This is a genomic window from Pseudoalteromonas rubra, assembly GCF_001482385.1.
In the GTDB taxonomy this organism is placed as follows: domain Bacteria; phylum Pseudomonadota; class Gammaproteobacteria; order Enterobacterales; family Alteromonadaceae; genus Pseudoalteromonas; species Pseudoalteromonas ardens.
In genome coordinates, this window is the sequence record NZ_CP013611.1 from 3216762 (window position 1) to 3238387 (window position 21626).

At 47.4% G+C, this 21626-nt stretch carries 27 protein-coding genes; 13 read left to right on the forward strand and 14 right to left on the reverse strand.

Features of this window, described 5'->3' with window-relative positions; translation table 11 throughout:
* Positions 1–168 precede the first annotated feature (168 nt).
* Genes AT705_RS14005 through AT705_RS14055 form a run of 11 tightly spaced genes read right to left on the reverse strand, consistent with a single transcriptional unit; the run spans position 169 to position 7920 of the window.
* Positions 169–447: an HPr family phosphocarrier protein gene (locus AT705_RS14005; RefSeq protein ID WP_049862875.1), complete on the reverse strand. Its 279-nt coding sequence runs from the start codon at positions 445–447 to the stop codon at positions 169–171.
* Complete coding sequence (gene rapZ / locus AT705_RS14010; protein ID WP_010386634.1) at positions 444–1289, reverse strand: RNase adapter RapZ; 846 nt, start codon at positions 1287–1289, stop codon at positions 444–446. The genes AT705_RS14005 and rapZ overlap by 4 nt, the downstream gene beginning before the upstream one ends.
* A gap of 12 nt (positions 1290–1301) precedes the next feature.
* Complete coding sequence (locus tag AT705_RS14015; RefSeq protein ID WP_058797040.1) at positions 1302–1757, reverse strand: PTS sugar transporter subunit IIA; 456 nt, start codon at positions 1755–1757, stop codon at positions 1302–1304.
* A gap of 2 nt (positions 1758–1759) precedes the next feature.
* Positions 1760–2047, reverse strand: a complete 288-nt coding sequence (hpf, locus tag AT705_RS14020; RefSeq protein WP_010386630.1) for a ribosome hibernation promoting factor — start codon at positions 2045–2047, stop codon at positions 1760–1762.
* A gap of 25 nt (positions 2048–2072) precedes the next feature.
* Positions 2073–3581, reverse strand: a complete 1509-nt coding sequence (locus AT705_RS14025; protein ID WP_058797041.1) for an RNA polymerase factor sigma-54 — start codon at positions 3579–3581, stop codon at positions 2073–2075.
* 44 nt (positions 3582–3625) lie between these two features.
* Positions 3626–4351, reverse strand: a complete 726-nt coding sequence (gene lptB / locus AT705_RS14030) for an LPS export ABC transporter ATP-binding protein (RefSeq protein WP_010386628.1) — start codon at positions 4349–4351, stop codon at positions 3626–3628.
* Positions 4348–4887 carry a lipopolysaccharide transport periplasmic protein LptA gene (lptA, locus tag AT705_RS14035; RefSeq protein WP_058797042.1) on the reverse strand — a complete coding sequence of 180 codons (540 nt, stop codon included), beginning with the start codon at positions 4885–4887 and terminating at the stop codon, positions 4348–4350. The genes lptB and lptA overlap by 4 nt, the downstream gene beginning before the upstream one ends.
* Positions 4877–5431, reverse strand: a complete 555-nt coding sequence (gene lptC, locus AT705_RS14040) for an LPS export ABC transporter periplasmic protein LptC (protein WP_058797043.1) — start codon at positions 5429–5431, stop codon at positions 4877–4879. The genes lptA and lptC overlap by 11 nt, the downstream gene beginning before the upstream one ends.
* Positions 5428–5979 (reverse strand): 3-deoxy-manno-octulosonate-8-phosphatase KdsC, encoded by a 552-nt coding sequence (gene kdsC / locus AT705_RS14045; protein ID WP_058797044.1) that lies wholly within the window; start codon positions 5977–5979, stop codon positions 5428–5430. The genes lptC and kdsC overlap by 4 nt, the downstream gene beginning before the upstream one ends.
* Complete coding sequence (locus tag AT705_RS14050) at positions 5980–6951, reverse strand: KpsF/GutQ family sugar-phosphate isomerase (RefSeq protein ID WP_058797045.1); 972 nt, start codon at positions 6949–6951, stop codon at positions 5980–5982.
* Positions 6952–6960: 9 nt separating this feature from the next.
* On the reverse strand, positions 6961–7920 hold the full coding sequence (locus AT705_RS14055) for a calcium/sodium antiporter (protein ID WP_058797046.1): 960 nt from the start codon (positions 7918–7920) through the stop codon (positions 6961–6963).
* Positions 7921–8149: 229 nt separating this feature from the next.
* On the opposite strand from AT705_RS14055, the gene AT705_RS14060 reads away from it, so the two are divergent.
* From AT705_RS14060 to murA, 7 genes are read left to right on the forward strand one after another with little or no spacing between them, the layout of a single operon-like run.
* Positions 8150–8956, forward strand: coding sequence for an ATP-binding cassette domain-containing protein (locus AT705_RS14060; RefSeq protein WP_157576792.1), 807 nt, complete (start codon positions 8150–8152; stop codon positions 8954–8956).
* The gene (gene mlaE / locus AT705_RS14065; protein WP_058797048.1) at positions 8953–9732 is read left to right on the forward strand and encodes a lipid asymmetry maintenance ABC transporter permease subunit MlaE; all 780 of its coding nucleotides are present in this window, start codon (positions 8953–8955) and stop codon (positions 9730–9732) included. The genes AT705_RS14060 and mlaE overlap by 4 nt, the downstream gene beginning before the upstream one ends.
* Before the next feature lie 14 nt (positions 9733–9746).
* Entirely contained in the window at positions 9747–10292 is a 546-nt protein-coding gene (gene mlaD, locus AT705_RS14070) for an outer membrane lipid asymmetry maintenance protein MlaD (RefSeq protein ID WP_058797049.1), read from the forward strand.
* Positions 10293–10297: 5 nt separating this feature from the next.
* Complete coding sequence (locus tag AT705_RS14075; RefSeq protein WP_208856737.1) at positions 10298–10981, forward strand: MlaC/ttg2D family ABC transporter substrate-binding protein; 684 nt, start codon at positions 10298–10300, stop codon at positions 10979–10981.
* Positions 10974–11267 (forward strand): STAS domain-containing protein, encoded by a 294-nt coding sequence (locus AT705_RS14080; RefSeq protein ID WP_058797050.1) that lies wholly within the window; start codon positions 10974–10976, stop codon positions 11265–11267. The genes AT705_RS14075 and AT705_RS14080 overlap by 8 nt, the downstream gene beginning before the upstream one ends.
* Positions 11268–11272: 5 nt before the next feature.
* The gene (locus AT705_RS14085) at positions 11273–11530 is read left to right on the forward strand and encodes a BolA family protein (protein ID WP_010386610.1); all 258 of its coding nucleotides are present in this window, start codon (positions 11273–11275) and stop codon (positions 11528–11530) included.
* Between the two features lie 12 nt (positions 11531–11542).
* Entirely contained in the window at positions 11543–12808 is a 1266-nt protein-coding gene (gene murA, locus AT705_RS14090) for a UDP-N-acetylglucosamine 1-carboxyvinyltransferase (protein WP_058797051.1), read from the forward strand.
* 68 nt (positions 12809–12876) lie between these two features.
* Here the strand turns inward: murA and AT705_RS14095 are convergent, their stop codons facing one another.
* From AT705_RS14095 to AT705_RS14105, 3 genes are all read right to left on the reverse strand, one after another.
* A complete protein-coding gene (locus AT705_RS14095; RefSeq protein WP_058797052.1) occupies positions 12877–13959 on the reverse strand; it encodes a trypsin-like peptidase domain-containing protein in 1083 nt (360 codons plus the stop codon).
* A gap of 272 nt (positions 13960–14231) precedes the next feature.
* Complete coding sequence (locus tag AT705_RS14100) at positions 14232–15584, reverse strand: DegQ family serine endoprotease (RefSeq protein ID WP_010386607.1); 1353 nt, start codon at positions 15582–15584, stop codon at positions 14232–14234.
* A 111-nt stretch (positions 15585–15695) separates the two neighbouring features.
* Entirely contained in the window at positions 15696–16148 is a 453-nt protein-coding gene (locus AT705_RS14105; RefSeq protein WP_058797053.1) for a YhcB family protein, read from the reverse strand.
* A 143-nt stretch (positions 16149–16291) separates the two neighbouring features.
* Here AT705_RS14105 and zapE point away from each other — a divergent pair, with 143 nt between their 5' ends.
* From zapE to AT705_RS14135, 6 genes are all read left to right on the forward strand, one after another.
* Positions 16292–17386 (forward strand): cell division protein ZapE, encoded by a 1095-nt coding sequence (gene zapE / locus AT705_RS14110; protein ID WP_058798006.1) that lies wholly within the window; start codon positions 16292–16294, stop codon positions 17384–17386.
* A gap of 260 nt (positions 17387–17646) precedes the next feature.
* Positions 17647–18075, forward strand: coding sequence for a 50S ribosomal protein L13 (gene rplM, locus AT705_RS14115; RefSeq protein ID WP_010386604.1), 429 nt, complete (start codon positions 17647–17649; stop codon positions 18073–18075).
* 12 nt (positions 18076–18087) lie between these two features.
* Positions 18088–18477, forward strand: coding sequence for a 30S ribosomal protein S9 (gene rpsI, locus AT705_RS14120; RefSeq protein WP_049862864.1), 390 nt, complete (start codon positions 18088–18090; stop codon positions 18475–18477).
* Between the two features lie 505 nt (positions 18478–18982).
* Positions 18983–19573 carry a ubiquinol-cytochrome c reductase iron-sulfur subunit gene (gene petA / locus AT705_RS14125; protein WP_010386601.1) on the forward strand — a complete coding sequence of 197 codons (591 nt, stop codon included), beginning with the start codon at positions 18983–18985 and terminating at the stop codon, positions 19571–19573.
* The gene (locus AT705_RS14130) at positions 19573–20865 is read left to right on the forward strand and encodes a cytochrome b (protein ID WP_049862863.1); all 1293 of its coding nucleotides are present in this window, start codon (positions 19573–19575) and stop codon (positions 20863–20865) included. Before petA ends, AT705_RS14130 begins: the two co-directional genes overlap by 1 nt.
* Positions 20862–21599: a cytochrome c1 gene (locus AT705_RS14135; RefSeq protein ID WP_058797054.1), complete on the forward strand. Its 738-nt coding sequence runs from the start codon at positions 20862–20864 to the stop codon at positions 21597–21599. The genes AT705_RS14130 and AT705_RS14135 overlap by 4 nt, the downstream gene beginning before the upstream one ends.
* The last annotated feature ends 27 nt before the right edge of the window (positions 21600–21626 follow it).

The following is a 21626-nucleotide window of genomic DNA, read 5'->3' on the forward strand; positions in this document are numbered from 1 at the left end:
AGGTTGGATAGTCGACAAGTAGGCTTGTCATGAGTATACGGCGCATTGATTATAGGCTTATGATAATTATAGCTGTTTTAATATCAATTGGTATATCTAAAAAAAGCCAAGGTAACCGTCAGGAAGCGGAGGTTTTGTGTCTGGAAAATAGGAGAAAGTGAAGAGGTGCTACTCTGATTCGTTAAACTTATCGGCAATAAGGCTACCAATGGCATGTAACGCACGCTCTGCATCCGGGCCTTCGCAGACAACTTTGATCTCTTTACCCTGACTACTTTCCAGCAGCAATAAAGCCAGCACACTGTCACCCTCTGCTTCTTTACTGCCCTGAAACAGGGTGATATTGGCATCGAACTGTGCGGAAAGTTCTGCCAGCACACTGGCTGCACGAGCATGTAGACCCAGTTTATTCTGGATCAGAAAGGTATCTTCAAAGCGTTGTGTCATTTTTCTTGTTCGCGGTGATGGATCTTCACATTACTGTGGGTACGGGCAAAACGCTCACCTAACGTTTGAGCAAGATACACGGAGCGGTGCTGTCCACCAGTACAGCCAATCGAAATGGTCAGGTAGCTGCGGTTATTGCGCTCAAGGTGTGGCAGCCAGGTTTGCACAAAGGTCTGGATCTGCCAGGTAAATTTTTGCACTAAGCTGTGGCTAGACAGGTAGTCAATAACAGGTTTATCTAAACCGGTTAGGGGCTTAAGTTCTGGTTCCCAGTGTGGGTTCGGCAAAAAGCGCGCATCAAACACGTAATCGGCTTCTTTTGGAATACCATGTTTAAAACCAAAGGACTCAAAGGTGATGATTAATTGCTTGTCTTTTTTACCGAGGATCTTTTCCCGGATACGCTCTGCCAGCTGGTGGATACTCATGTCTGTGGTATCAATGGTGATATTAGCGCGGCGGATAAGTGGGTCAAGCAGTTCTTTTTCTTTTTTAATTGCTTTGTCCAATGACAGATCTGCCAGCGACAGCGGATGTAGGCGGCGTGTTTCTGAAAAGCGACGGATCAGGATCTGATCTTCGCTGTCCAGATAGAATATATTGGGTTCTGCAAATCCGGGTAGGTATTCCAAAATATCGTCGAGCTCTTGCTGATCTTTTGGCAGGTTACGTACGTCAACGCTCACAGCAATTTTATCATAGCTGTCTGACACACTGCGCACTAATGCGGGCAGCAAGTTGACCGGGATATTATCGGCGCAGTAATAACCCAAGTCTTCCAGAACGCGCAGAGCGACCGATTTTCCTGAGCCAGAACGACCACTGACAATAATTAACTGCACAGAAACTCTCCGTTAGTTGTCAAACTCTTCAATTATCGAGAATAACTCCTGATCATTGTGAGCTTGTCTGATACGTTTACAAAACACCTTGTTCTTAAGTTTATCAGCGATCGTTGCTAAGGTCTGCAAATGTTGTTGATTTTCTCCCTCGGGTACGATGAGTGCCACAAAAATGTCGACGGGTTGATTGTCAATGGCATCAAAGGCAATGCCTTGCTGATTAACAAGCAGCATAGCAACCACTTTATCTATGCCTGACATGCGGCCATGGGGCAGTGCGATCCCTTTTCCTATCCCCGTACTCCCGAGTTTTTCGCGGCTCAATAGTGCATCAAGGATATCATGGGCATTACTGTCTGGAAGCTGGCTGTGAGCCAACTCACTGATGTACTCTAAAATACGTTTCTTACTATTAAAAAGGACCGCAGCTTTGCTGCAGTCCTGTGAAATCAATGAGCTTAGTTTCATGATTAGTGTCGAGTTAGCTTCTCTTTGTGCTTGATCACCTGGCGATCAAGCTTATCGATAAGTCCGTCTATTGCGGCATACATATCCCGGTGTTCGGTTGAGGCAAAAATTTCTCCCCCGTTCACATGTAATGTGGCTTCTGCTTTTTGGATGAGCTTTTCGACATCTAGGATAACATGCACATTATTGATGTGATCAAAGTGCCTTTCTAGCTTCGCAAACTTGTTTGTTACATAGTCTCTTAACGAATCGGTGATTTCTACATGTCGACCAGTTAAATTTAGTTGCATAAGCATTTTCCTTCTGTAGTTACGTCTAAATCAGGCTTTTACGCTGATTGGACGGTGGGATAGCCAAAGACTCTCGGTATTTGGCAATTGTACGTCTAGCCACTTTGATCCCTTGATCTGCCAATACATCCGCAATCTTGCTGTCACTCAATGGCTTAGCAGTGTTTTCCGCGGCAATTAGCTTTTTGATCAATGCTCTGATTGCAGTCGAAGAGCATTCTCCTCCGTTTTCAGTGCTGACATGGCTTGAGAAGAAATACTTCAACTCATAGATACCGCGTGGCGTGTGCATATACTTTTGCGTTGTTACACGTGAAATCGTGGACTCATGCATGTCGACCATTTCGGCCACATCATTCAGTACCATCGGCTTCATTGCCTCGGGGCCATGTTCAAAGAATGCCTGTTGTTGTTGCACAATGCAATTAGTAACTTTTAATAAAGTTTCATTGCGGCTTTCCAGGCTCTTGATGAACCATTTTGCCTCTTGCAGGTGTGAACGAATAAACTGACTGTCTGTGCTCGACTTGACTGAACGGGACATCGCAGCGTAGTGGTCATTCACTCTAATTTTTGGCATTGAATCGGGATTGAGTTCAACAACCCAGCGGCCTTTCACTTTTTTAACCGACACATCCGGGATCACATAGTCAGCTTCTTCCTGCACTATGCTGGCGGCGGGCTTTGGGTTTAGGCCGTGGATCAGGGTCATTACTTCTTTCAGATCCGCTTCTTTGAGTTTGGTTTTTTTCATCAAAGTGCGGTAATCCCGGCTGGCTAACAGCTCGATGTGCTCAGTCAGGATTTCTTTGGTCTGTGCAAGCCAGGGGGTGTTTGGGTCAAACTGGTTGAGCTGAATGCACAGGCATTCTTGCAGGCTGCGTGCCGCAATCCCTACAGGATCAAATAATTGGATCCGTTTCAGTACGGCTTCTACTTCATCCTGCTCAATCGGCTCTTCATCGTTGTCTTGATTTATGCTTTCGACGATGTCTTCACAGCTGATGGTCAATAGGCCTGCATCGTCAACCGCTTCTACAATTGCAAGGGCAATGGCTCTGTCTGTTGGACTAAAAGGCGTCAGTTCCAGCTGCCACATCAGGTACTCTTGCAATGTTTCAGTGGTTTTACCCTGGTAAATGGTTTCGTCTTCCGGCATTGGGCCTGAACTGCTTGCCGGGGCTGCACTGATGTACTCGTCCCAGGTTACGTCCATTGCCAAATCGTCGCTGACGGTGTCTTTGTTCAGTGCAGCATCGCTGTCTTGTTCGTAGTCGCTGACAGCCGCCTCTTCATAGCTGTCGTTGTCACTCGTTGTAGGTTGTTCCAAATCGGAATCCGACTTGGACTGAGTTTCATTGTCTTGTGATTCAGACTCACCTTCTTCCACTTCCAACAAAGGGTTGCTATCAAGCGCTTCTTGGATTTCTTGTTGGAGATCTAGCGTACTCAACTGTAACAGACGAATAGCCTGCTGCAGTTGTGGTGTCATTGTCAGTTGCTGCCCCATGCGCAGCTGTAGCGATTGCCTCATGTATCTCTAACAATCCTTTTTGTTATTTACTTCTAATTTTATAACTATAGCCTGAATTGCTCACCTAGGTAGACATCCCGCACAGTTTGATCGGCCAGAACATGTTCCGGGGTGCCTGCTGCTATCAGTTCACCATGTGACACTATATAAGCTTTCTCACAGACGTCCAGCGTTTCACGCACGTTGTGGTCGGTGATCAGTACGCCTATCCCACGGTTTTTCAGGTGCTCTATAATTTTCTTTATATCTAACACTGAAATGGGATCAACGCCAGCGAAAGGCTCATCTAATAAGATAAATTTTGGATCAGCCGCAAGGGCACGGGCAATTTCTACCCGGCGTCGTTCACCGCCCGATAGAGCCATACCTTGGCTGTCGCGAATATGCTGGATATTAAACTCATCTAACAGTTCATTGAGGATGACTTCTCGTTGTTCTTTATTCAGCTCTTTACGGGTTTCTAAAATGGCCATCAGGTTCTGATAGACGGTCAGCTTGCGAAAAATAGAGGACTCTTGTGGCAGGTAACCAATACCAAGTCTTGCCCGGCTGTGCATTGGTAATAAGGTAATGTCTTGTTCGTCAATGTGTATGCTGCCCTTATCGCTGGGCACCAAGCCGACAATCATATAAAAAGTGGTGGTTTTACCTGCGCCATTCGGGCCAAGGAGGCCAACAATACTGCCAGCTTCAACACTTAACTCAACGTTTTTAACAACCTGTCTGCCCTTATAACTTTTGGCCAGTGCGGTGGCGGTTAATTTACTCACGGATTACCCTTCTCTTGTGGTTGTTGGGGGTTCTCTTTTTCAGGTAACAGAATGGTTCTCACGCGGTTCTGCTCTTGTTCCCCGCGCTGTGCGCTGATCAGCTTCTTTTCCATATCATAAACGATGGTTTGCGCGCTGATTTTTTGTCCTGCCTGACTGATCTCAGCACCGCCTTTGATGGTGAGCATGCGATTTGCGACATCATAGCGCACTTCTTTGGCGCTGGCCTTCAATAACGTACCATCCGCTTGGTGTTCCTGAAATATGGCCGGACTGCCTGTTGCAACCAGCAGTTGCTTATTTTTACCCAGCTCTTCCCGGCGGTGTACTTCGAGGCGATCGGCCAGAATTTTTCGGTCACCGTGAATGATTTCGACGTTTTCTTCGAACACGCCAATATTGGTTTGCAACTGGGCCAGCTGTGTGCCCGAACTGATAATGACCTGATCAGCCGCTGTATTTTCTGCATAAGCTGCAGGATGAAATGCACTTAAAGTGCACAGTAAGATCAGGGAACAGGTTAATTTATTGCTCATAATAAATTGTTTCAGTGTGGTTGATGAGTTCAATGATTTCTGTGTTGAGATCGGCCACTAAGCCTTTCCCTGAAATCGTTAAGTTTGGGCCGGTAATTTCTACCGGGTGTTCAGAGCGCATGTGCTTTTCGTTAATATCGACTTGCACGTGATCGGCGTTGATGTGCTTTATCATGGCATCGGCCGTCAGGTTTGTTGCTTGTACTTTACCCTCCAAGATCAGGGTATTGTTACCATATAAGGTGGCTTCATTGGCTTTGAGTTGCCAGTTTTGTTGATCGTTGTGCAGTGTAAAGATAGGCGCAGTAAAGTGGCTAAACCCCAGCTCCTGATAGAGTTCCATTCTGTCTGCGGTAATCTGATAACTGAGCTGTCCATTTTCTGCGTAATTGGTTTGCTTCAGATCGATAGCGACATAATCTGGCTTGGCCAACACTTCTTCTGAGCGCGGCGCGACCTGGCTCGATTGTGTTAAATAGGGATACCACAGCCATAACATGGTGAGGCTGAATACAACGAGCAATAAGGCGCGAAGTACGGTCATACGCTACTGCCTTCATAACCCAATGATTTGCCTTGGCAGAGCAACAGTAAGTCAGTCAGCTCTCGAACAGCACCAAACCCGCCGGGTAACAGCGTTTTGTAATCGGCTGCGCGGACTACCATAGGGTGAGCGTCTTGCACGGCCACAGACAGACCGACTTTGAGCATCACAGGTAAGTCGGGTGCATCATCGCCAATATAGGCAATCTCGTGATCCGCCAGCTGTAATTTGTCTTTCAACTCAGCATAGCCTTGCAACTTGTCTTCCATACCCTGATAGATGTGCTTAACGTTAAGGCTAGTCATACGCTGCTGAACAATGTGTGAATGACGTCCCGTGATCACAGCCACTTCAACGCCGCCATTGATCAGGGCTTTAATGCCGAAACCATCTTTGGTATTAAATGCTTTTAGCTCCTCTCCCTGGTTGCCCAAATAGATGCGGCCATCAGAAAATACCCCATCGATGTCGCAGATCAGCAGCTTAATCGCCTGCGCTTTTTGTACAACGGTATCGTCGATGGGTTGATATAGGTCGGAAAACAGCATTTATAATACTCCTGCTCGCAGCAAATCCTGCATATTTAACGCGCCGATTGGGCAATTTTGCTCATCAATGACAACCAGGCCATTAATACGTTTTTTCTCCATGATATGCAACGCTTCAGCAGCCAACATATCTTGTGTCGCTGTAGTACAGTGCTTTGTCATGACCGAGTCTATCGGGGTACTGTGTAAATCCAGTCTTTGCTCGATAATACGGCGTAAATCGCCATCTGTGAACAAGCCCTGTAACTGCCCCTGTGCATCGACGATGGTGGTCATGCCCAGGCCTTTGCCTGACATCTCAAATAAGGCATCGGTTACCGTGCAGCCTTGCGATACAACAGGCACCGCATTGCCCGAATGCATTACATCCGCCAGTGTCAGCAACAGACGCTTACCCAGGCTGCCTCCAGGATGGGACAAGGCAAAATCATCTGCCGTGAAGCCGCGGGCTTCGAGCAGTGCCACAGCTAAGGCGTCTCCCATGACCAGAGTGGCCGTGGTGCTGGCCGTTGGTGCAAGCCCTAACGGGCAGGCTTCTTTGGAGACTTTAATGCACAAATGAATATCCGCCAGCTTTGCCATGTTGGACTCGGGATTACCGGTCATGCTGATGATTTGTGCGCCAATGCGTTTGATTACCGGCACGATGGCCAATACTTCGTGCGTCTCACCTGAGTTAGAGATCAGCAATACTACATCATCAGCTGTGATCATGCCTAAATCACCATGACTCGCTTCACCAGGGTGAACAAAAAATGCTGGTGTGCCCGTGCTGGCCAGTGTCGCCGCTATTTTATTGCCAATATGACCTGACTTACCCATGCCGATCACTATGATTCGACCACGGCATTGCAACATGAGTTCACAGGCAGCAGAAAATCGTGCATCAACATACTGGGCAATTTCGACAATCGCTTGTTGTTCGATTTCTAGTACCTGTTTGGCTGAATCAATAAAATTGTGCGTGCTCATGCTGAACCCTTAAATAATAAAGTACATATAACCACAGAATGCACCAAGGAGTAGCCCGCCTTCAACACGGTTAATTTGACGGTGCCCTTTGAGGCTGAGACTCATCAGCACCAGCGCGGCTGTTGCACCGAGCATGACATAGATATCCCGGTTTGCAATATTGCTGTCCAGTGTTGCCGGATTCAGGATCCCCGCAATAGATAACACCGCCAGAATATTAAAGATGTTTGAACCAATAATATTACCCAGTACCAGGTCGTCTTCATTTTTGAGCACGCCGGCCACACAGGCGGCCAGCTCTGGTAAACTGGTTCCAATGGCGATAATCGTCAGGCCGATCAGCAGGTCGCTCATGCCAAAGTATTTTGCAATGTCGACGGCTGCGTCGACCAGGTAGTCGGCACTCACGGGCAATAAAATCATCCCTACAACCAGCCAGAATATGGCTTTACTCATGGGCACATCACTAGGGACTTCATCACATGCTTCTGAAATAAGCGGATCGTCCTCGTCGGCTTTACCTGTTTTTGAGATATAGATTAGGCCACCGATAAACACGCAGAAGCCAATTAACAGCAGCCAGCCTTCCAGCGCGCTAAACTGGTTATCACTGATGATCAACCACGCGCCCAGTGACACGACCACCAACAGCGGCATTTCACGCTTTAAAATGCCAGAGCCAACCGCTAGTGGGCGCAATAATGCAGTGATACCAAGTACCATGAGGATATTGGCGATGTTGGAGCCAACAGCATTACCAACAGCGGTGTCAGTTTTGTCAACCAGTGCAGCTTGCGCAGCGACCATCATTTCAGGTGCTGAGGAGCCCATTGCAACGATAGTCAAACCCACAATTAACGTTGGTACCCCGAGGTTTTTGGCCAGCGCCGCAGCGCCATATACGAAGCGATCGGCACTCCATACCAGGGCAATGAATCCAAGAATGAGTATGACAAACGATAAAACCATGAAGTCTAAGCCAAGTTACTAAATTCAATGGCGCAGATAGTATCAAATCGCTCATCAAATGTATAAATAAAGTCATCGCTTTTGCGAGCGGACAAAACCCCGAGAGGCGCCCATTTCGCACAACAAATATGGCGAATCAATTACAAAATTTTACCATTAAGGGTTTTCCATCTCACAGCAAAACAACGTATTATTCCACAATTGAAAAAAGTATGATGTGGAGAGCGACTTGACGCAGTCAATAGTTGAAGTCAGGGATTTGACCTTTTCTCGTGGTGAAAGGACAATCTACAAAAATATGAGTTTCTCCGTCCCTAAAGGGAAAATTACGGCCATTATGGGGCCCAGTGGTATTGGTAAAACCACTATGCTAAGACTGATCGGTGGTCAGCTTAAGCCCGATAGCGGGGAAATCCTCTTCTCTGGTGACAGTATTCCATCTATGTCCCGCCAGACACTGTATCAGGCGCGTAAGCGAATGAGCATGCTGTTTCAAAGTGGTGCCTTGTTCACGGACATGTCTGTATTTGACAACATTGCTTTCCCGCTAAGAGAGCACACTAAGCTCAGTGAAGAATTAATTCGTCTTGTGGTACTGATGAAATTACAGGCGGTTGGTTTGCGTGGTGCGCGCGATCTTATGCCATCTGAGTTATCGGGTGGCATGGCTCGGCGTGCCGCTTTGGCCAGAGCCATTGCGCTTGACCCTGAGTTGATCATGTATGACGAGCCGTTTGCAGGGCAAGATCCGATATCGATGGGCGTACTGGTACGTCTGATTAAATCACTCAATGAAGTACTGGGTTTGTCGTCTTTAATCGTCACCCACGATGTAACTGAAGTACTCAGTATTGCCGATCATGTCGTGATCATCGCTGAACAAGGCGTGATTGGTAGTGGTACTCCTGAACAAATGTTGGCGCATGACTCGCCACTGGTACAGCAGTTCCTGCAAGGCCACTCCGACGGGCCGGTGCCGTTCCATTTTGATGCCGCACCGTATGAGGATGAGTTACTGGCAGGAGGAAGCCATTGATGGATTTTTTGCAGAAGTTAGGTCACAAAACACTGAGCCGCTTTGCGTCGCTGGGCCGGGCAACTCGCATGTTATTGGGGGCTTTGTGCAGCATGCCCAATTTCAGAAAAGGTGGCCCTTTACTGATCCGTCAACTGTACATGGTGGGCCATCAGTCGTTGCTTATTATTATGGTATCAGGCCTGTTTATCGGCATGGTACTGGCGTTACAGGGCTACACTGTACTAGTCGAATATGGGGCAGAAGACAGCCTGGGGCCACTGGTGGCACTGAGTTTGTTACGTGAACTGGGACCTGTGGTCACTGCATTATTGTTTGCCGGGCGGGCGGGCAGTGCATTGACAGCGGAGATTGGTCTGATGAAGGCCACTGAGCAACTTTCCAGTTTGGAAATGATGGCCATTGACCCACTGAAACGCGTGATTTCTCCCCGTTTTTGGGCAGGTTTTATCAGTATGCCGCTGTTAGCCTTGATTTTCTCAGCTATTGCGATTCTCGGCGCACACCTGGTTGGTGTTGACTGGCTTGGGGTCGATTCAGGTAGCTTCTGGTCCATTATGCAATCTCAGGTGTCTTTTGAGCAGGATATTGTCAATGGTCTGATTAAAAGTTTTGTATTTGCGCTCATCGTGACCTGGATTGCGCTATACAAAGGGTATGACTGTATCCCAACTTCCGAGGGGATCAGTAAAGCCACCACAGAAACGGTGGTTCATTCTTCTCTTGCTGTTCTGGGCTTCGATTTTGTTCTGACAGCAGTGATGTTTTCAAGTTAAGGGTTTGTAGAAACATGAATACACGGAAAATAGAAATACTGGTCGGCCTGTTCGTGGCTTTGGGCGTGGCCGCCTTTGTAATGCTGGCACTAAAAGTGGCCAATGCAGGGATCAGCGGTAATGGTGAAACCTATACTTTACAGGCTAAATTTGACAACATCGGCTCGCTTAAAACGCGTGCGCCAATCAAAGTCGGCGGTGTGGTGATAGGTCGTGTCGAGGGGATCAGCATCCACCCGCAAGAATTTGTACCGGTCGTAAACATGAGCATTGATAGCCATTATGAATGTCAGTTTTCGGATACCACATCAGTGTCGATCCTGACGTCAGGCATTTTGGGTGAGCAGTATCTGGGGATTTCTCCGGTGATTGCATCTCAATCTGCTAAACAGACTTGCCTGGGTGAAGAAGTGGTAAGCAATGATGAGCTCGACCTGGGCGATTTGTTTGGCGTTGAAAGTGCCGCACTGAAAAATGGTGACATGATCACGGACACCAAATCGGCATTGGTTCTGGAAGAACTGATTGGCCAATTCTTGTTTAATCAAAGTAGTGAGTAATGACCATGATGGCGAAAGTTTTGGGTTTCTTCGCAAGTATTTTTCTAATTGGACTTGCCTGCACAGTATCTGCCAGTGAGGTAGATATGACCAACCCTTACACTATGGTGCAACAAGTTGCAGACAATACCTTTAAGCGCGTGACCAAAGATCAGGATAAGATTGAGTTGGATAAAGAGCACCTGCGCGTGATTGTGGAAGAAGAGCTACTGCCTTATATCGACTACAAATACGCCGCTTATCGCGTACTGGGCAGCCACATTCAAAAAGTCCGCAATATTGAGGACAAAGAAGAGAAACGTCAGGCAATCGAGCACATTCGTACGTTTATCGACGTGTTTAAATCTTATCTGGTTGCGACCTATGCAGGGGTGTTTACTCAGTACACAGATCAGAAGGTTGAGTTTGAACCTGCTCGCGATGCTGATAGTGACAAAATCGCCATAGTTAAAACCAAGATAATTGAAGCGGGAAAACCGGATATTAAAATTGATTTTAAAGTGCGTCGCGACAGTAATGGCGAATGGCGTGCCTTTGACATGATGGCAGAAGGGATCAGCCTGCTTGATGCAAAGCAATCTGAACTGCATGGCATTCTACGCCAGCAGGGCATTGAGCGTGTGATTGAGTTACTGGACAAGAAAAGCAAACTGCCTGTGCAGTTTCGAGGTGACGACGGCAATGCCTAATTTGCAATTTAATAAACCCGCGGCTGACACAGTCGCGGTGATCGGTGAACTCACTCGAGATAGCCTGACAAATGAATCGCTTCTTAACCAGTTGTTAGAAAATGCGCAGTCAGTCCTGTATTTTGACCTTTCTGAGGTATCCAGGGTTGACACCGCGGGCTTAGCTTGGTTAATTCACTCTTTAGGCAAATTAAAACAGCAAGACGTGCGTCTTGAGTTAAAAAACGTGCCTGACCAGCTACAAAATCTGATGGCGCTGGGACAGGTCAGCAACCTATTTGAGTGAGTCCAATGGAAACAAACCAAGTCGAAGCTTTACTACAAGAAGCGCTGGAACTTGACGAAGTCAAAGTTAAATCAGAAGGCAGTCATTATGAAGTTATCGCGGTTGGCGGTTGCTTTGAAGATTTGCGCCGGGTTAAGCGCGAACAAATGGTCTATGCCCCTCTGATGGAAGTGATTAAAGATGGCACTATTCATGCCGTCAGCATTAAAGCCTTTACGCCAACTGAGTGGCAACGCGAGCGCAAATTTATCTTACCTCAATAATCTGGAGCCACAATGGATCAGTTTGTTATCCAAGGTGGCACCACTTTAAACGGTGAAGTCACTATTTCCGGGGCTAAAAATGCAGCCCTGCCAATTCTGTTTGCGGCGATTCTGGCCGATGGAAAAAGCACATTCAGTAATGTACCCAGACTCAGGGATATAGGGACTACAGAAGCCTTACTGCGCACCTTAGGGGCTGAGGTGAACTGGCGCGGTCAGTTGTTGGAAATTGATGGTGCTAAGGTCGATAAAGTACTGGCACCTTATGAACTCGTTAAGCAGATGCGGGCATCCGTGCTGGCGCTAGGGCCACTCCTTGCACGGTTTGGTAAAGCGCAGGTGTCATTACCGGGGGGGTGTGCCATTGGGGCACGACCCGTGGATCTGCACATTGCCGGCCTGGAAAAAATGGGCGCGACCATTCGTGTTGAGAATGGTTATATCAATGCACACATCGCACAAGGTGAGCGTTTGCATGGTGCCGAAGTCTTCATGGAAACCGTGTCAGTTGGTGCGACTGAAAATCTCTTAATGGCAGCAACATTGGCCGAGGGCAAAACGGTGCTGGAAAATGCCGCGCGCGAGCCTGAAATTGTCAATTTGGCTGAGTGCCTGGTTGCCATGGGGGCCAAGATATCCGGAGCTGGTACAAGTCGTATCGAAATCGAAGGGGTAGAAGCCCTGCAAGGGTGTGAACACAAGATCCTCCCGGACCGGATCGAAACTGGCACCTTCTTGGTGGCAGCGGCGATGAGTCACGGTGAAGTGCTGTGTAAAAATACAGACTACCACAGCTTGGAACCTGTGCTGGATAAACTGCGCGACGCAAATGCACTGGTTGAAGTCTCGCAAGACAGCATTTTTGTCAGTATGCGTGATCGGGAATTGCAGGGGGTGAATATCAAAACGATGCCACACCCGGGTTTTCCAACCGATATGCAGGCACAGTTTACCGCGCTGAATGTGGTCGCGAATGGCAGTGCAACCATCACTGAAACCATCTTTGAAAATCGCTTTATGCATGTCCCTGAACTGCAACGTATGGGAGCAAATATTCGACTTGAAGGTAACACTGCGTATTGTGGTGAAACGGCATTTCTGTCTGGTGCACAGGTGATGGCGACCGATCTGCGGGCATCGGCCAGTTTGATCTTAACTGGGATCGTGGCTGAAGGTGAAACTGTGGTTGACCGTATTTATCATGTTGACCGGGGTTATCAGCGCATTGAGGATAAACTTAGTCAGCTGGGTGCTAAGATAAAGCGACGCCATAATTAGGCTGAACAGGTATGATAAAAAAAGCGAGCAATGCTCGCTTTTTTGTTGCTTTGAATTCGTTTAAGGCGTTAATAAATCGGGGTTTCCAGTTCAGCTACTTCTACCATAAAGGTGAGGTGATGATTGCCCCGATACACCTCAAACTCCAGTTGTGTGCCTGGTGCTGTGTTACCTATCTTACGCAAAGTCTGCTGCGGATTTTTAACTGGCTCACCTGCCACTTTTGTAACTATGTCATTTTCTTTCATACCGGCTTGCCAGGCAGGGCCCAGCGGGTCCAAGTCGCTGATCCGTAAACCCACAATGGTGGTGTAGACATTCGTTACCTCCTGACCTGTATTGTCGACTGGTGTGCCTCTGAAGCCGAGGTAGCCACGGATCACCCGGCCATCTTTGATCAGTTTAGCCATCACATCTTTGGCCAGTGAGTAAGGTACGGCAAACGAAATGCCCTGGATATCGATATTGTATCGGGCTCTGAATTGTGCAGATGTGATCCCGACCAGATCGCCGTTGGAATTGACCAGTGCGCCACCCGAGTTGCCCATGTTTACCGCTGCATCCATTTGCAGCAGGCTGTTGTACTGGCTGTCAGTGAGGGTTTGCTTGCCGGTAGCACTGATGATCCCCTGAGTGATGGTTTGTCCCAGGTTTAACGGGTTACCTATGGCCAGCACGACATCTCCGACTTGCGGGGTAAAGGCATCGTCAACCGGGATAACGGGCAGGTGCTCTGCCTTGATTTTTAACAGCGCGAGATCCGTAATGGTGTCATACCCCACCAGTTGCACTTCATTGAATAAACGGCCATCCGGCAGCAACACAATGATCTGATCGGCGTTATTAACAACGTGATAGTTAGTCAGGATATAGCCTTCACGGCTCATGATCACACCAGAGCCGAGTTCCTGGACGGTATTTTGTCGTTTGAATCTCGGTTGATTACTGAAGCTCTCAGAAAAAATCGATACCACGGCTGGGGCTGCGCGATTCACACCGGATGCAAAGCTCATGTGCTGCGCTGTGTAATGGCCGTTGAGGTCAAGGCGCAGGGCATTCTGGCGCAAGTCGGGCGTGAACCAGATGATAATCAATGCCAGACCTAATCCGACAAAGACTGGAGGCAGAATAAGCTTGAGTAATTTGAACACGGTTATTTTTTATCTAGTTATCTGTGTAGAGGGTAATAATGGCATAATTAACAGCAATCTGCATTAATACATAGCTGATTGGAGCGCTAAGCTGATCATACTATGTATAAAAAATTATTCATCAGAACAAAAGAGTAGAAAATTTCACAGAAGCTCTCGCTGCGCTTTTTGTTCGCTTAAGGTGGTTTGTTTACTGCGCTGAACAAATAAAAACACAGCGACAAGTGTCGCTGTGTTTTCGTAACTATAGTGAATGGGGTGGCGTTAGTTCATTACTGAATAAGGTAAAAGACTGAATCGCGTCCACGTTTAATACCCAGTACAATATTGCCCTGAATGTCGTCTATCAGGCGTTTCATGTCCCGCACAGAGGCAACACGTTGGCGGTTGACCTGCATAATCACATCGCCTTCTTGCAGGCCCACTCTGGCGGCAGGTGAGCGCTCTTCAACGGAGACAACGACGATGCCTTGATTACCGTTACGTTCACCGCTTTCCAGCACGGCGCCTTGCAGGCTCGGGTGAATACGGTCGGCTTCGGCGCGTTGTTCACTCTGACCTTTTAATTCAACCTTAAGCGTCCGAGTATCGCCATCACGATAGACGTCAATCTTAACTTTTTTACCTTCGCCGAGGGTCGCAATCTTACCGCGCAGCTCTTCAAAGCTCTCAATCTTGTCGCCATTAAGGGCGATGATCACGTCATTGGCTTTAATGCCTGCCTCATCTGCGGCGGAGTCTTTAACGACCTCCTGAACAAAGGCACCTTGTTTGACATCAAAGCCCTGTGCTTTGGCCAGGCCTGCGTCCAATGTACGGCCTCGGATCCCCAGCGAGCCGCGACGTACCTGGCCATATTCAATAATTTGGTCGACCAGGTTTTTCATCATATTTGAGGGGATAGCAAAGCCAATGCCGACATTCCCGCCTGAGGCACCCAGGATCGCGGTATTAATACCAATGAGTTCTCCGCGCAAATTAACCAGTGCACCACCTGAGTTGCCCTGGTTAATGGCGGCATCGGTCTGAATAAAGTCTTCGTACCCTTCGATGTTCAGTCCACTGCGGCCCAGGGCACTGACGATGCCTGAGGTCACAGTGTGGCTGAGGCCAAACGGGTTACCGATAGCCACGGAGAAGTCACCGACTCTGAGCTTGTCAGAGTCTGCCAGCTTCACTTCGGTGAGATCCTCACCTTCAATTTGTAATAGTGCAATATCTGATTCTTTGTCTGTACCGACCAGCTCAGCTTTAAACTCCCGGCCATCTTTGAGGGTGACCACGATATTGTCTGCTTCGTCGATAACGTGGTTATTGGTAACCACATACCCTTCATCTGCATCTATGATGACGCCGGAGCCCAGACCACTGAAGGGGCGTTTTTGAGAGCGCGGGGCAGGGTTACCAAAAAAGAAATCAAATGGATCAACGCGTCGGCGTACTTCTTTGGCACCAGAGACCTGGATACTGACCACCCCAGGGGTGACCTTTTCGAGCATTGGAGCCAGCGTTGGTAGCTGTTGGCCATCAACAGCTACCGGCAGGCGCGCATGACCGGTTTCTGGTAATAAAAATAAGCTTGAAGAAAGTAGCGCTGCGGTAAGTAATGATAATTTCAGTTTCATAGTCGTGGAATTCTCCTGGAAACAGCGTTAGTCCGTTGGGCGACGCGCATTCGCGCATCTCCCATTATTCAATTGCTATTTCTACTGACTATGGGGTCAAAAAAAAGTTCATCAAGAAGCTTTTAATTGCTCACTTTGTGACCCTTCTCCTTTGAACAGACCGCTTTCTCCTTCGACATAATCACTTGGCGGGGCGTCGTGTGTTTGCTCATTGGCACGACGTTTTTCACCTCGCATGTGTAATGAAGCGTGTAATTGCTCAGTGGTCTCTTTTGAGAAGAAAGGCTCGCTTGGTGCAGATTTCTCCTGGCTAAGGAGCTGTTTGCCGTCTTCAAAGTGACGGTTCAAAAGGGCGTAGTTTTCTTCCAGTTTGGCCATCAGCTTTTTGCTGTCTGCAAGATGATCGCTGACATCCTGGCGATACTGTTCCAGTGCATGCTGTGCTTCTTGCGCTTTTTGCTCCAGCTCATCATGCTTAAAGCGTTTTTTAGTCAATTGCGTACCGGCAATAAATGCGGCCACTGCAACGAGTACAAGGATCCCGAACCAGGCGATTGTCGTCATAAAATACTCCTGTTGATGATGCGACTAAGCGGCGCACCGAATGCAAAAAAATAATCGACTTTGATAGCTTAAATATACGCTGAGTTTCGATGCGTGTTAATATAGCGGGCAAATAAAACTGCTCTTCGACAATAAAAAAGATGATGACGCCCTGGGAAAAGTACCAACAAGACTTACAGCGTGATGATTTTCATCACGACAGCGCACAGGAAAATGCCGTCCGGCACCTGCAGAGACTTTATGATGATCTGGTTAATCAGGTGCCGGTCAAAAAAAGCCTGCTGGGTAGCTTGTTTGGACTGAAAAAGACACAACAGCCCAAAGTCAAAGGGCTATATTTCTGGGGTGGCGTAGGGCGTGGAAAAACTTATCTGGTTGATACGTTTTATGAGGCTTTGCCCACTGAGCGTAAGATGCGGGTCCATTTTCACCGCTTTATGCATCGCGTTCATGATGAGCTCAAAAAACTGAAAGAAGTGAAAAACCCACTGGAAGTGGTGGCAGACATTTTTAAAGCCGAAACGGATATCATCTGTTTCGATGAGTTCTTTGTGCAGGACATTACCGATGCCATGTTGCTCGGAGGCTTAATGGAAGCGCTGTTTGAGCGCGGCATTGTGCTGGTTGCAACGTCCAATATCATTCCCGATGAGCTGTACCGTAATGGCTTGCAACGCGCACGCTTTTTACCTGCAATCGCGCTGGTGAATGAAAATACGGAAGTGGTCAATGTGGATTCTGGGATCGATTACCGCTTGCGAACGCTGGAGCAAGCCGAGATCTTTCATAGTCCTCTGGGCAAAGATGCCGACGATAACCTGTTTGAGTACTTCGATAAATTGTCGCCTGAACCAGGCAAACTGGACGAGCCAATTGAGATTGAAGGGCGTCTGATCCAGACCCGTAAAGTGTCTGACTGTATTGTGATGTTCGATTTTAGTGCGCTGTGCGAAACGGCGCGCTCTCAGGTGGATTATATGGAGATCAGTCGCCTGTATAACACCGTTATCTTATCGGATGTTAAACAGATGGGGCAGAACAACGATGATGCGGCAAGGCGTTTTATTGCTCTGGTGGATGAATTCTATGAGCGCAATGTGACGTTGATCATTTCCGCAGAGGCGCCCATCACAGAGCTTTACACTGACGGTACACTGAACTTTGAGTTTAAGCGTTGCATCAGTCGTTTACAGGAAATGCAATCACTGGAGTATCTCGCCCGCGAGCACCTTGCGTAACGCCTTAGCACAGTGAAATCGACACCCATTTCAGAGAATGGCATGTTTTTTGTGGAAAAAACAGCCATCCCCTAGCATCGTGGCAAAACCCTTGCTATAATCCGCGGCCTGCCACGTTGCGTTACTATTGCCCTCGTCGGCTTAGCCACTGACTTGAGCGGCAAAAAAGTCTTAAACTCGAAGGGGTTAAAGCACCAAAAAGTAGAGCGGTAGTCATTCGGACTACCTGTGGTTTTAACTGAAAACTTTGGATTTTTATAATGAAAACGTTTGTTGCTAAACCAGAAACTGTAAAACGTGACTGGTACGTAGTTGACGCTGAAGGTAAAACTTTAGGTCGCATTGCTACTGAAATCGCTTCTCGCCTACGCGGTAAGCATAAAGCTGAGTACACTCCACATGTTGACACTGGTGATTACATCATCGTTATCAACGCTGAGAAAGTTACTGTAACTGGTAACAAAGCTCAGGACAAAATGTACTATGCACACTCTGGTTACCCAGGTGGCCTTAAATCTGTAAACTTCGAAAAACTTCAAGCTAAAAAGCCTGAAATGATCATCGAAAAAGCAGTTAAAGGCATGTTACCTCGCGGTCCTTTGGGTCGTGAAATGTTCCGTAAACTGAAAGTTTACGCTGGTAACGAGCATAACCACGCGGCTCAACAGCCTCAGGTTCTAGACATTTAAGGAGCACTACTCATGGCAAATCAATACTACGGTACAGGTCGTCGTAAAAGTTCAAGTGCTCGCGTATTCCTACGCCCAGGCACTGGCAACATCGTAATTAATCAGCGTTCTATCGAAGAGTACTTCGGTCGTGAAACTTCTCGCATGGTTGTTCGTCAGCCTCTAGAGCTAGTTGAAATGACAGAAAAGTTTGACCTATACATCACTGTTGCAGGTGGTGGTATGACTGGTCAAGCTGGTGCTATCCGTCACGGTATCACTCGTGCACTAATGGAGTTTGACGAGTCACTACGTCCTTCTCTACGTAAAGCTGGCTTTGTTACTCGCGATGCTCGTCAAGTTGAGCGTAAGAAAGTTGGTCTTAAGAAAGCACGTAAGAAGACTCAGTTCTCAAAACGTTAATTTATTACGTTTCAGAATTGCAAAAACCCAGCCTCGTGCTGGGTTTTTTGTTTTTTGTCGTCATAAATCTTCGCAATTTTTGCTGTCCATTTTCCTTCTTAATGCCACGTTTGATCCTTCGGCCAGATTTATGGTCAAAAAAGTTCAATAATTATAATAATTAGTCGAGTTCGGACGATATCTCAGCGCATTTTTTTGCTACAATTGCGGGGCAAGTAATGAGTCGCGAAAAACACTGGTTAAATTTTGATAGCTCGTCTGCTGAGCTTGATCTTAGTCAGTGAAAGGTCGCGTATGACGTTTTACCATAGTAAATCGGCTTCATGCTCGAAGTAACCAATCCCCTAATATTCGTGGGTTTATTCGGGCATGGTGCTGGAATAACCTTGTTTTAATCAAGGGATTTATTTATGATCGCGTCTATTTTGTAGTTTCTTAAAATTAACCTGCTGTAACTGATGTTCTCAATATAGCAAGTGTTGAGATTCATAGTGGAGATAAGTGGATGAGCAATGCGCCTGTAGACAACAGCCGACGTCGCTTCTTAACTATCGCTACCTCTGTCGTAGGTGGCGTTGGTGCGGTTGGAGCTGCTGTTCCTTTTATTGCGTCTTGGAATCCGAGTGAGCGAGCTAAATCTGCAGGTGCGCCTGTAGAAGTAGATATCAGCAAGCTTGAGCCTGGACAATTGATTCGTGTTGAGTGGCGAGGCAAACCTGTATGGGTTGTGTATCGTACGCCTACGATGTTGGATGAAATGAAAAAACACGAAGGAAACCTTCGTGATCCTAACTCAGAAGAGCCACAACAGCTCGACTCTGCCAAAAACCCTCATCGTTCTAAGCGCCCTGAGATTTTTGTCGCAGTCGGTATTTGTACTCACTTAGGTTGTTCTCCGTCGTTCCTCAATGGTGGTTTTGGTGAGAAGGTTGAAGGAACGGAGCACGGCTTCTTCTGTCCTTGTCACGGTTCTAAGTTCGATATGGCCGGCCGGGTATTCCAGGCTGTACCAGCTCCTCTGAACCTGGAGATCCCACCTTATACCTTTATTGACGACACTACCATTTTGGTAGGTGAAGAAGAAGGGGTTGCATAATGACTGCGAAGGTTGATAAGCCAGGCGCAATCGGCGCTGTGATGAACTGGATTGATGATCGTATTCCAATGACCCGTGTCTGGAATATGCATATCGCGCAATATCCAGCACCTAAGAACTTTAACTTCTGGTATCTGTTTGGCTCACTGGCTATCCTGGTACTGGTAAACCAGATCCTGACGGGTATCTGGTTGACTATGAACTATGTTCCTTCAGGCGAAGGCGCGTTTGCTTCAATTGAATACATCATGCGTGATGTAGAGTACGGTTGGTTACTTCGTTACTTGCACTCGACAGGGGCGTCGGCATTCTTCGTCGTTGTCTATTTGCACATGTTCCGTGGCATGATCTACGGCTCTTATCAGAAGCCGCGAGAGTTGCTGTGGGTCTTCGGTATGCTTATCTTCCTAGCGTTGATGGCTGAAGCATTCATGGGTTACCTGTTACCTTGGGGCCAGATGTCATTCTGGGGTGCTCAGGTAATTATTTCACTGTTTGGTGCGATCCCGGTTATTGGTGAAGACCTGACATTGTGGATCCGTGGTGACTACGTAATCTCAGGTGCGACTCTGAACCGCTTCTTTGCACTGCACGTGATTGCACTGCCACTGGTACTGGTCATTCTGGTATTCCTGCACATTGTTGCGCTACACGAAGTGGGTTCAAATAACCCTGACGGTATCGACATCAAGCGTAAAAAAGGCACCGTTGCTGAAGAAGACAAGCCAAAATTCAAGTTCCACGAGTACTATACAAGTAAAAAAGATATCGTTGATGCGATCCCTTTCCACCCGTATTACACCGTTAAAGATATTCTGGGTGTGGCTGGTTTCTTAATTCTGTTCTGCTGGGTGGTATTCTTCATGCCAGAGATGAACGGTTTCTTCTTAGAAGCGCCTAACTTTGAAGCGGCTAACCCGCTGAAAACACCAGAGCATATTTTCCCAGTTTGGTATTTCACACCTTTCTACGCCATCCTGCGTGCAATCCCTGACAAGCTGCTGGGTGTTATTGCGATGGGTGTATCTATCGTGATGCTGGCATTACTGCCTTGGCTAGACCGTGGTAAGGTTCGTTCAATCCGCTACCGTAGTGGTATCCACAAGCTGAACATTGCTCAGTTCGTTGTTACCTTCTTCATCCTGGGTTGGGCTGGTGCAACACCGCAGACAGTGACTTCAACGATTCTGTCGCAAATTTGTACCGTAACTTACTTCATGTTCTTCGTACTGCTGTTTGTGTACTCGAAGAATGAAACTACTAAGCCATTGCCTACGAGGTTGACGAAATGATGAAAAAGCTACTAATTGGTTTATTCGCATTGCTGCCTACCTTTGCAATGGCAGCCGGTCCGTCGGTTCCTTTACTGGAGTCGAACCATGACCTGACTGATAATGCGTCTTTGCAACGCGGTGCTAAGTTGTTCATGAACTACTGCCTGGGTTGTCACCAGATGCAGTATCAGCGTTATGAGCGTACTTTCCGTGACATCGGTATTCCGGTTGATATTGGTAAAGAGACCCTAATTTTTGATGGTTCAAAAGTGGGTGGTCACATTCTGAATGCCATGGATACCGATGACGCAGCAAAATGGTTTGGTGCTGCGCCACCAGATCTAACTTTGGTTGCTCGTGTACGTGGTGCTGACTGGATCTATACTTATCTGAAGTCATTCTACGTTGACGAAAGCCGTCCGTTTGGTGTGAACAACTCAGTGTTCCCACTGGTTGGTATGCCACACGTACTGCAAGAGTTACAAGGTGTGCCTACTGCGGAGTTTGAAGAAGTAGAAGAGAACGGCGTAGCCGTTCAGAAAGTGAAAAGCATCTCAACAGATGGTTCAGGTGAGCTAAGCTCAGATGAATATGATCAGGCCGTTCGTGACCTGACTAACTTCATGGCCTATGTTGGTGAGCCTTCACGTCTTCAATCAGAAGCTATGGGTATTAAAGTACTTGGCTTCCTGGTTATCTTCTTTATTCTGGCATTCCTGCTGAAGAAAGAATACTGGAGAGATGTCCATTAATCTGGACATTTACCAGCAATTGATGCA

What these genes read in the sequence shown, in the direction of transcription:
- hpf (WP_010386630.1), bottom strand. Translation starts at nt 2,047, where the DNA reads ATGCAACTAAATTTAACTGGTCGACATGTAGAAATCACCGATTCGTTA.
- AT705_RS14105 (WP_058797053.1), bottom strand. Translation starts at nt 16,148, where the DNA reads ATGACGACAATCGCCTGGTTCGGGATCCTTGTACTCGTTGCAGTGGCC.
- AT705_RS14085 (WP_010386610.1), top strand. Translation starts at nt 11,273, where the DNA reads ATGGAAACAAACCAAGTCGAAGCTTTACTACAAGAAGCGCTGGAACTT.
- AT705_RS14015 (WP_058797040.1), bottom strand. Translation starts at nt 1,757, where the DNA reads ATGAAACTAAGCTCATTGATTTCACAGGACTGCAGCAAAGCTGCGGTC.
- AT705_RS14005 (WP_049862875.1), bottom strand. Translation starts at nt 447, where the DNA reads ATGACACAACGCTTTGAAGATACCTTTCTGATCCAGAATAAACTGGGT.
- AT705_RS14130 (WP_049862863.1), top strand. Translation starts at nt 19,573, where the DNA reads ATGACTGCGAAGGTTGATAAGCCAGGCGCAATCGGCGCTGTGATGAAC.
- lptA (WP_058797042.1), bottom strand. Translation starts at nt 4,887, where the DNA reads ATGAGCAATAAATTAACCTGTTCCCTGATCTTACTGTGCACTTTAAGT.
- murA (WP_058797051.1), top strand. Translation starts at nt 11,543, where the DNA reads ATGGATCAGTTTGTTATCCAAGGTGGCACCACTTTAAACGGTGAAGTC.
- petA (WP_010386601.1), top strand. Translation starts at nt 18,983, where the DNA reads ATGAGCAATGCGCCTGTAGACAACAGCCGACGTCGCTTCTTAACTATC.
- AT705_RS14135 (WP_058797054.1), top strand. Translation starts at nt 20,862, where the DNA reads ATGATGAAAAAGCTACTAATTGGTTTATTCGCATTGCTGCCTACCTTT.
- AT705_RS14080 (WP_058797050.1), top strand. Translation starts at nt 10,974, where the DNA reads ATGCCTAATTTGCAATTTAATAAACCCGCGGCTGACACAGTCGCGGTG.
- AT705_RS14055 (WP_058797046.1), bottom strand. Translation starts at nt 7,920, where the DNA reads ATGGTTTTATCGTTTGTCATACTCATTCTTGGATTCATTGCCCTGGTA.
- rplM (WP_010386604.1), top strand. Translation starts at nt 17,647, where the DNA reads ATGAAAACGTTTGTTGCTAAACCAGAAACTGTAAAACGTGACTGGTAC.
- rpsI (WP_049862864.1), top strand. Translation starts at nt 18,088, where the DNA reads ATGGCAAATCAATACTACGGTACAGGTCGTCGTAAAAGTTCAAGTGCT.
- kdsC (WP_058797044.1), bottom strand. Translation starts at nt 5,979, where the DNA reads ATGCTGTTTTCCGACCTATATCAACCCATCGACGATACCGTTGTACAA.
- mlaD (WP_058797049.1), top strand. Translation starts at nt 9,747, where the DNA reads ATGAATACACGGAAAATAGAAATACTGGTCGGCCTGTTCGTGGCTTTG.
- AT705_RS14100 (WP_010386607.1), bottom strand. Translation starts at nt 15,584, where the DNA reads ATGAAACTGAAATTATCATTACTTACCGCAGCGCTACTTTCTTCAAGC.
- AT705_RS14025 (WP_058797041.1), bottom strand. Translation starts at nt 3,581, where the DNA reads ATGAGGCAATCGCTACAGCTGCGCATGGGGCAGCAACTGACAATGACA.
- AT705_RS14050 (WP_058797045.1), bottom strand. Translation starts at nt 6,951, where the DNA reads ATGAGCACGCACAATTTTATTGATTCAGCCAAACAGGTACTAGAAATC.
- AT705_RS14075 (WP_208856737.1), top strand. Translation starts at nt 10,298, where the DNA reads ATGATGGCGAAAGTTTTGGGTTTCTTCGCAAGTATTTTTCTAATTGGA.
- zapE (WP_058798006.1), top strand. Translation starts at nt 16,292, where the DNA reads ATGACGCCCTGGGAAAAGTACCAACAAGACTTACAGCGTGATGATTTT.
- lptC (WP_058797043.1), bottom strand. Translation starts at nt 5,431, where the DNA reads ATGACCGTACTTCGCGCCTTATTGCTCGTTGTATTCAGCCTCACCATG.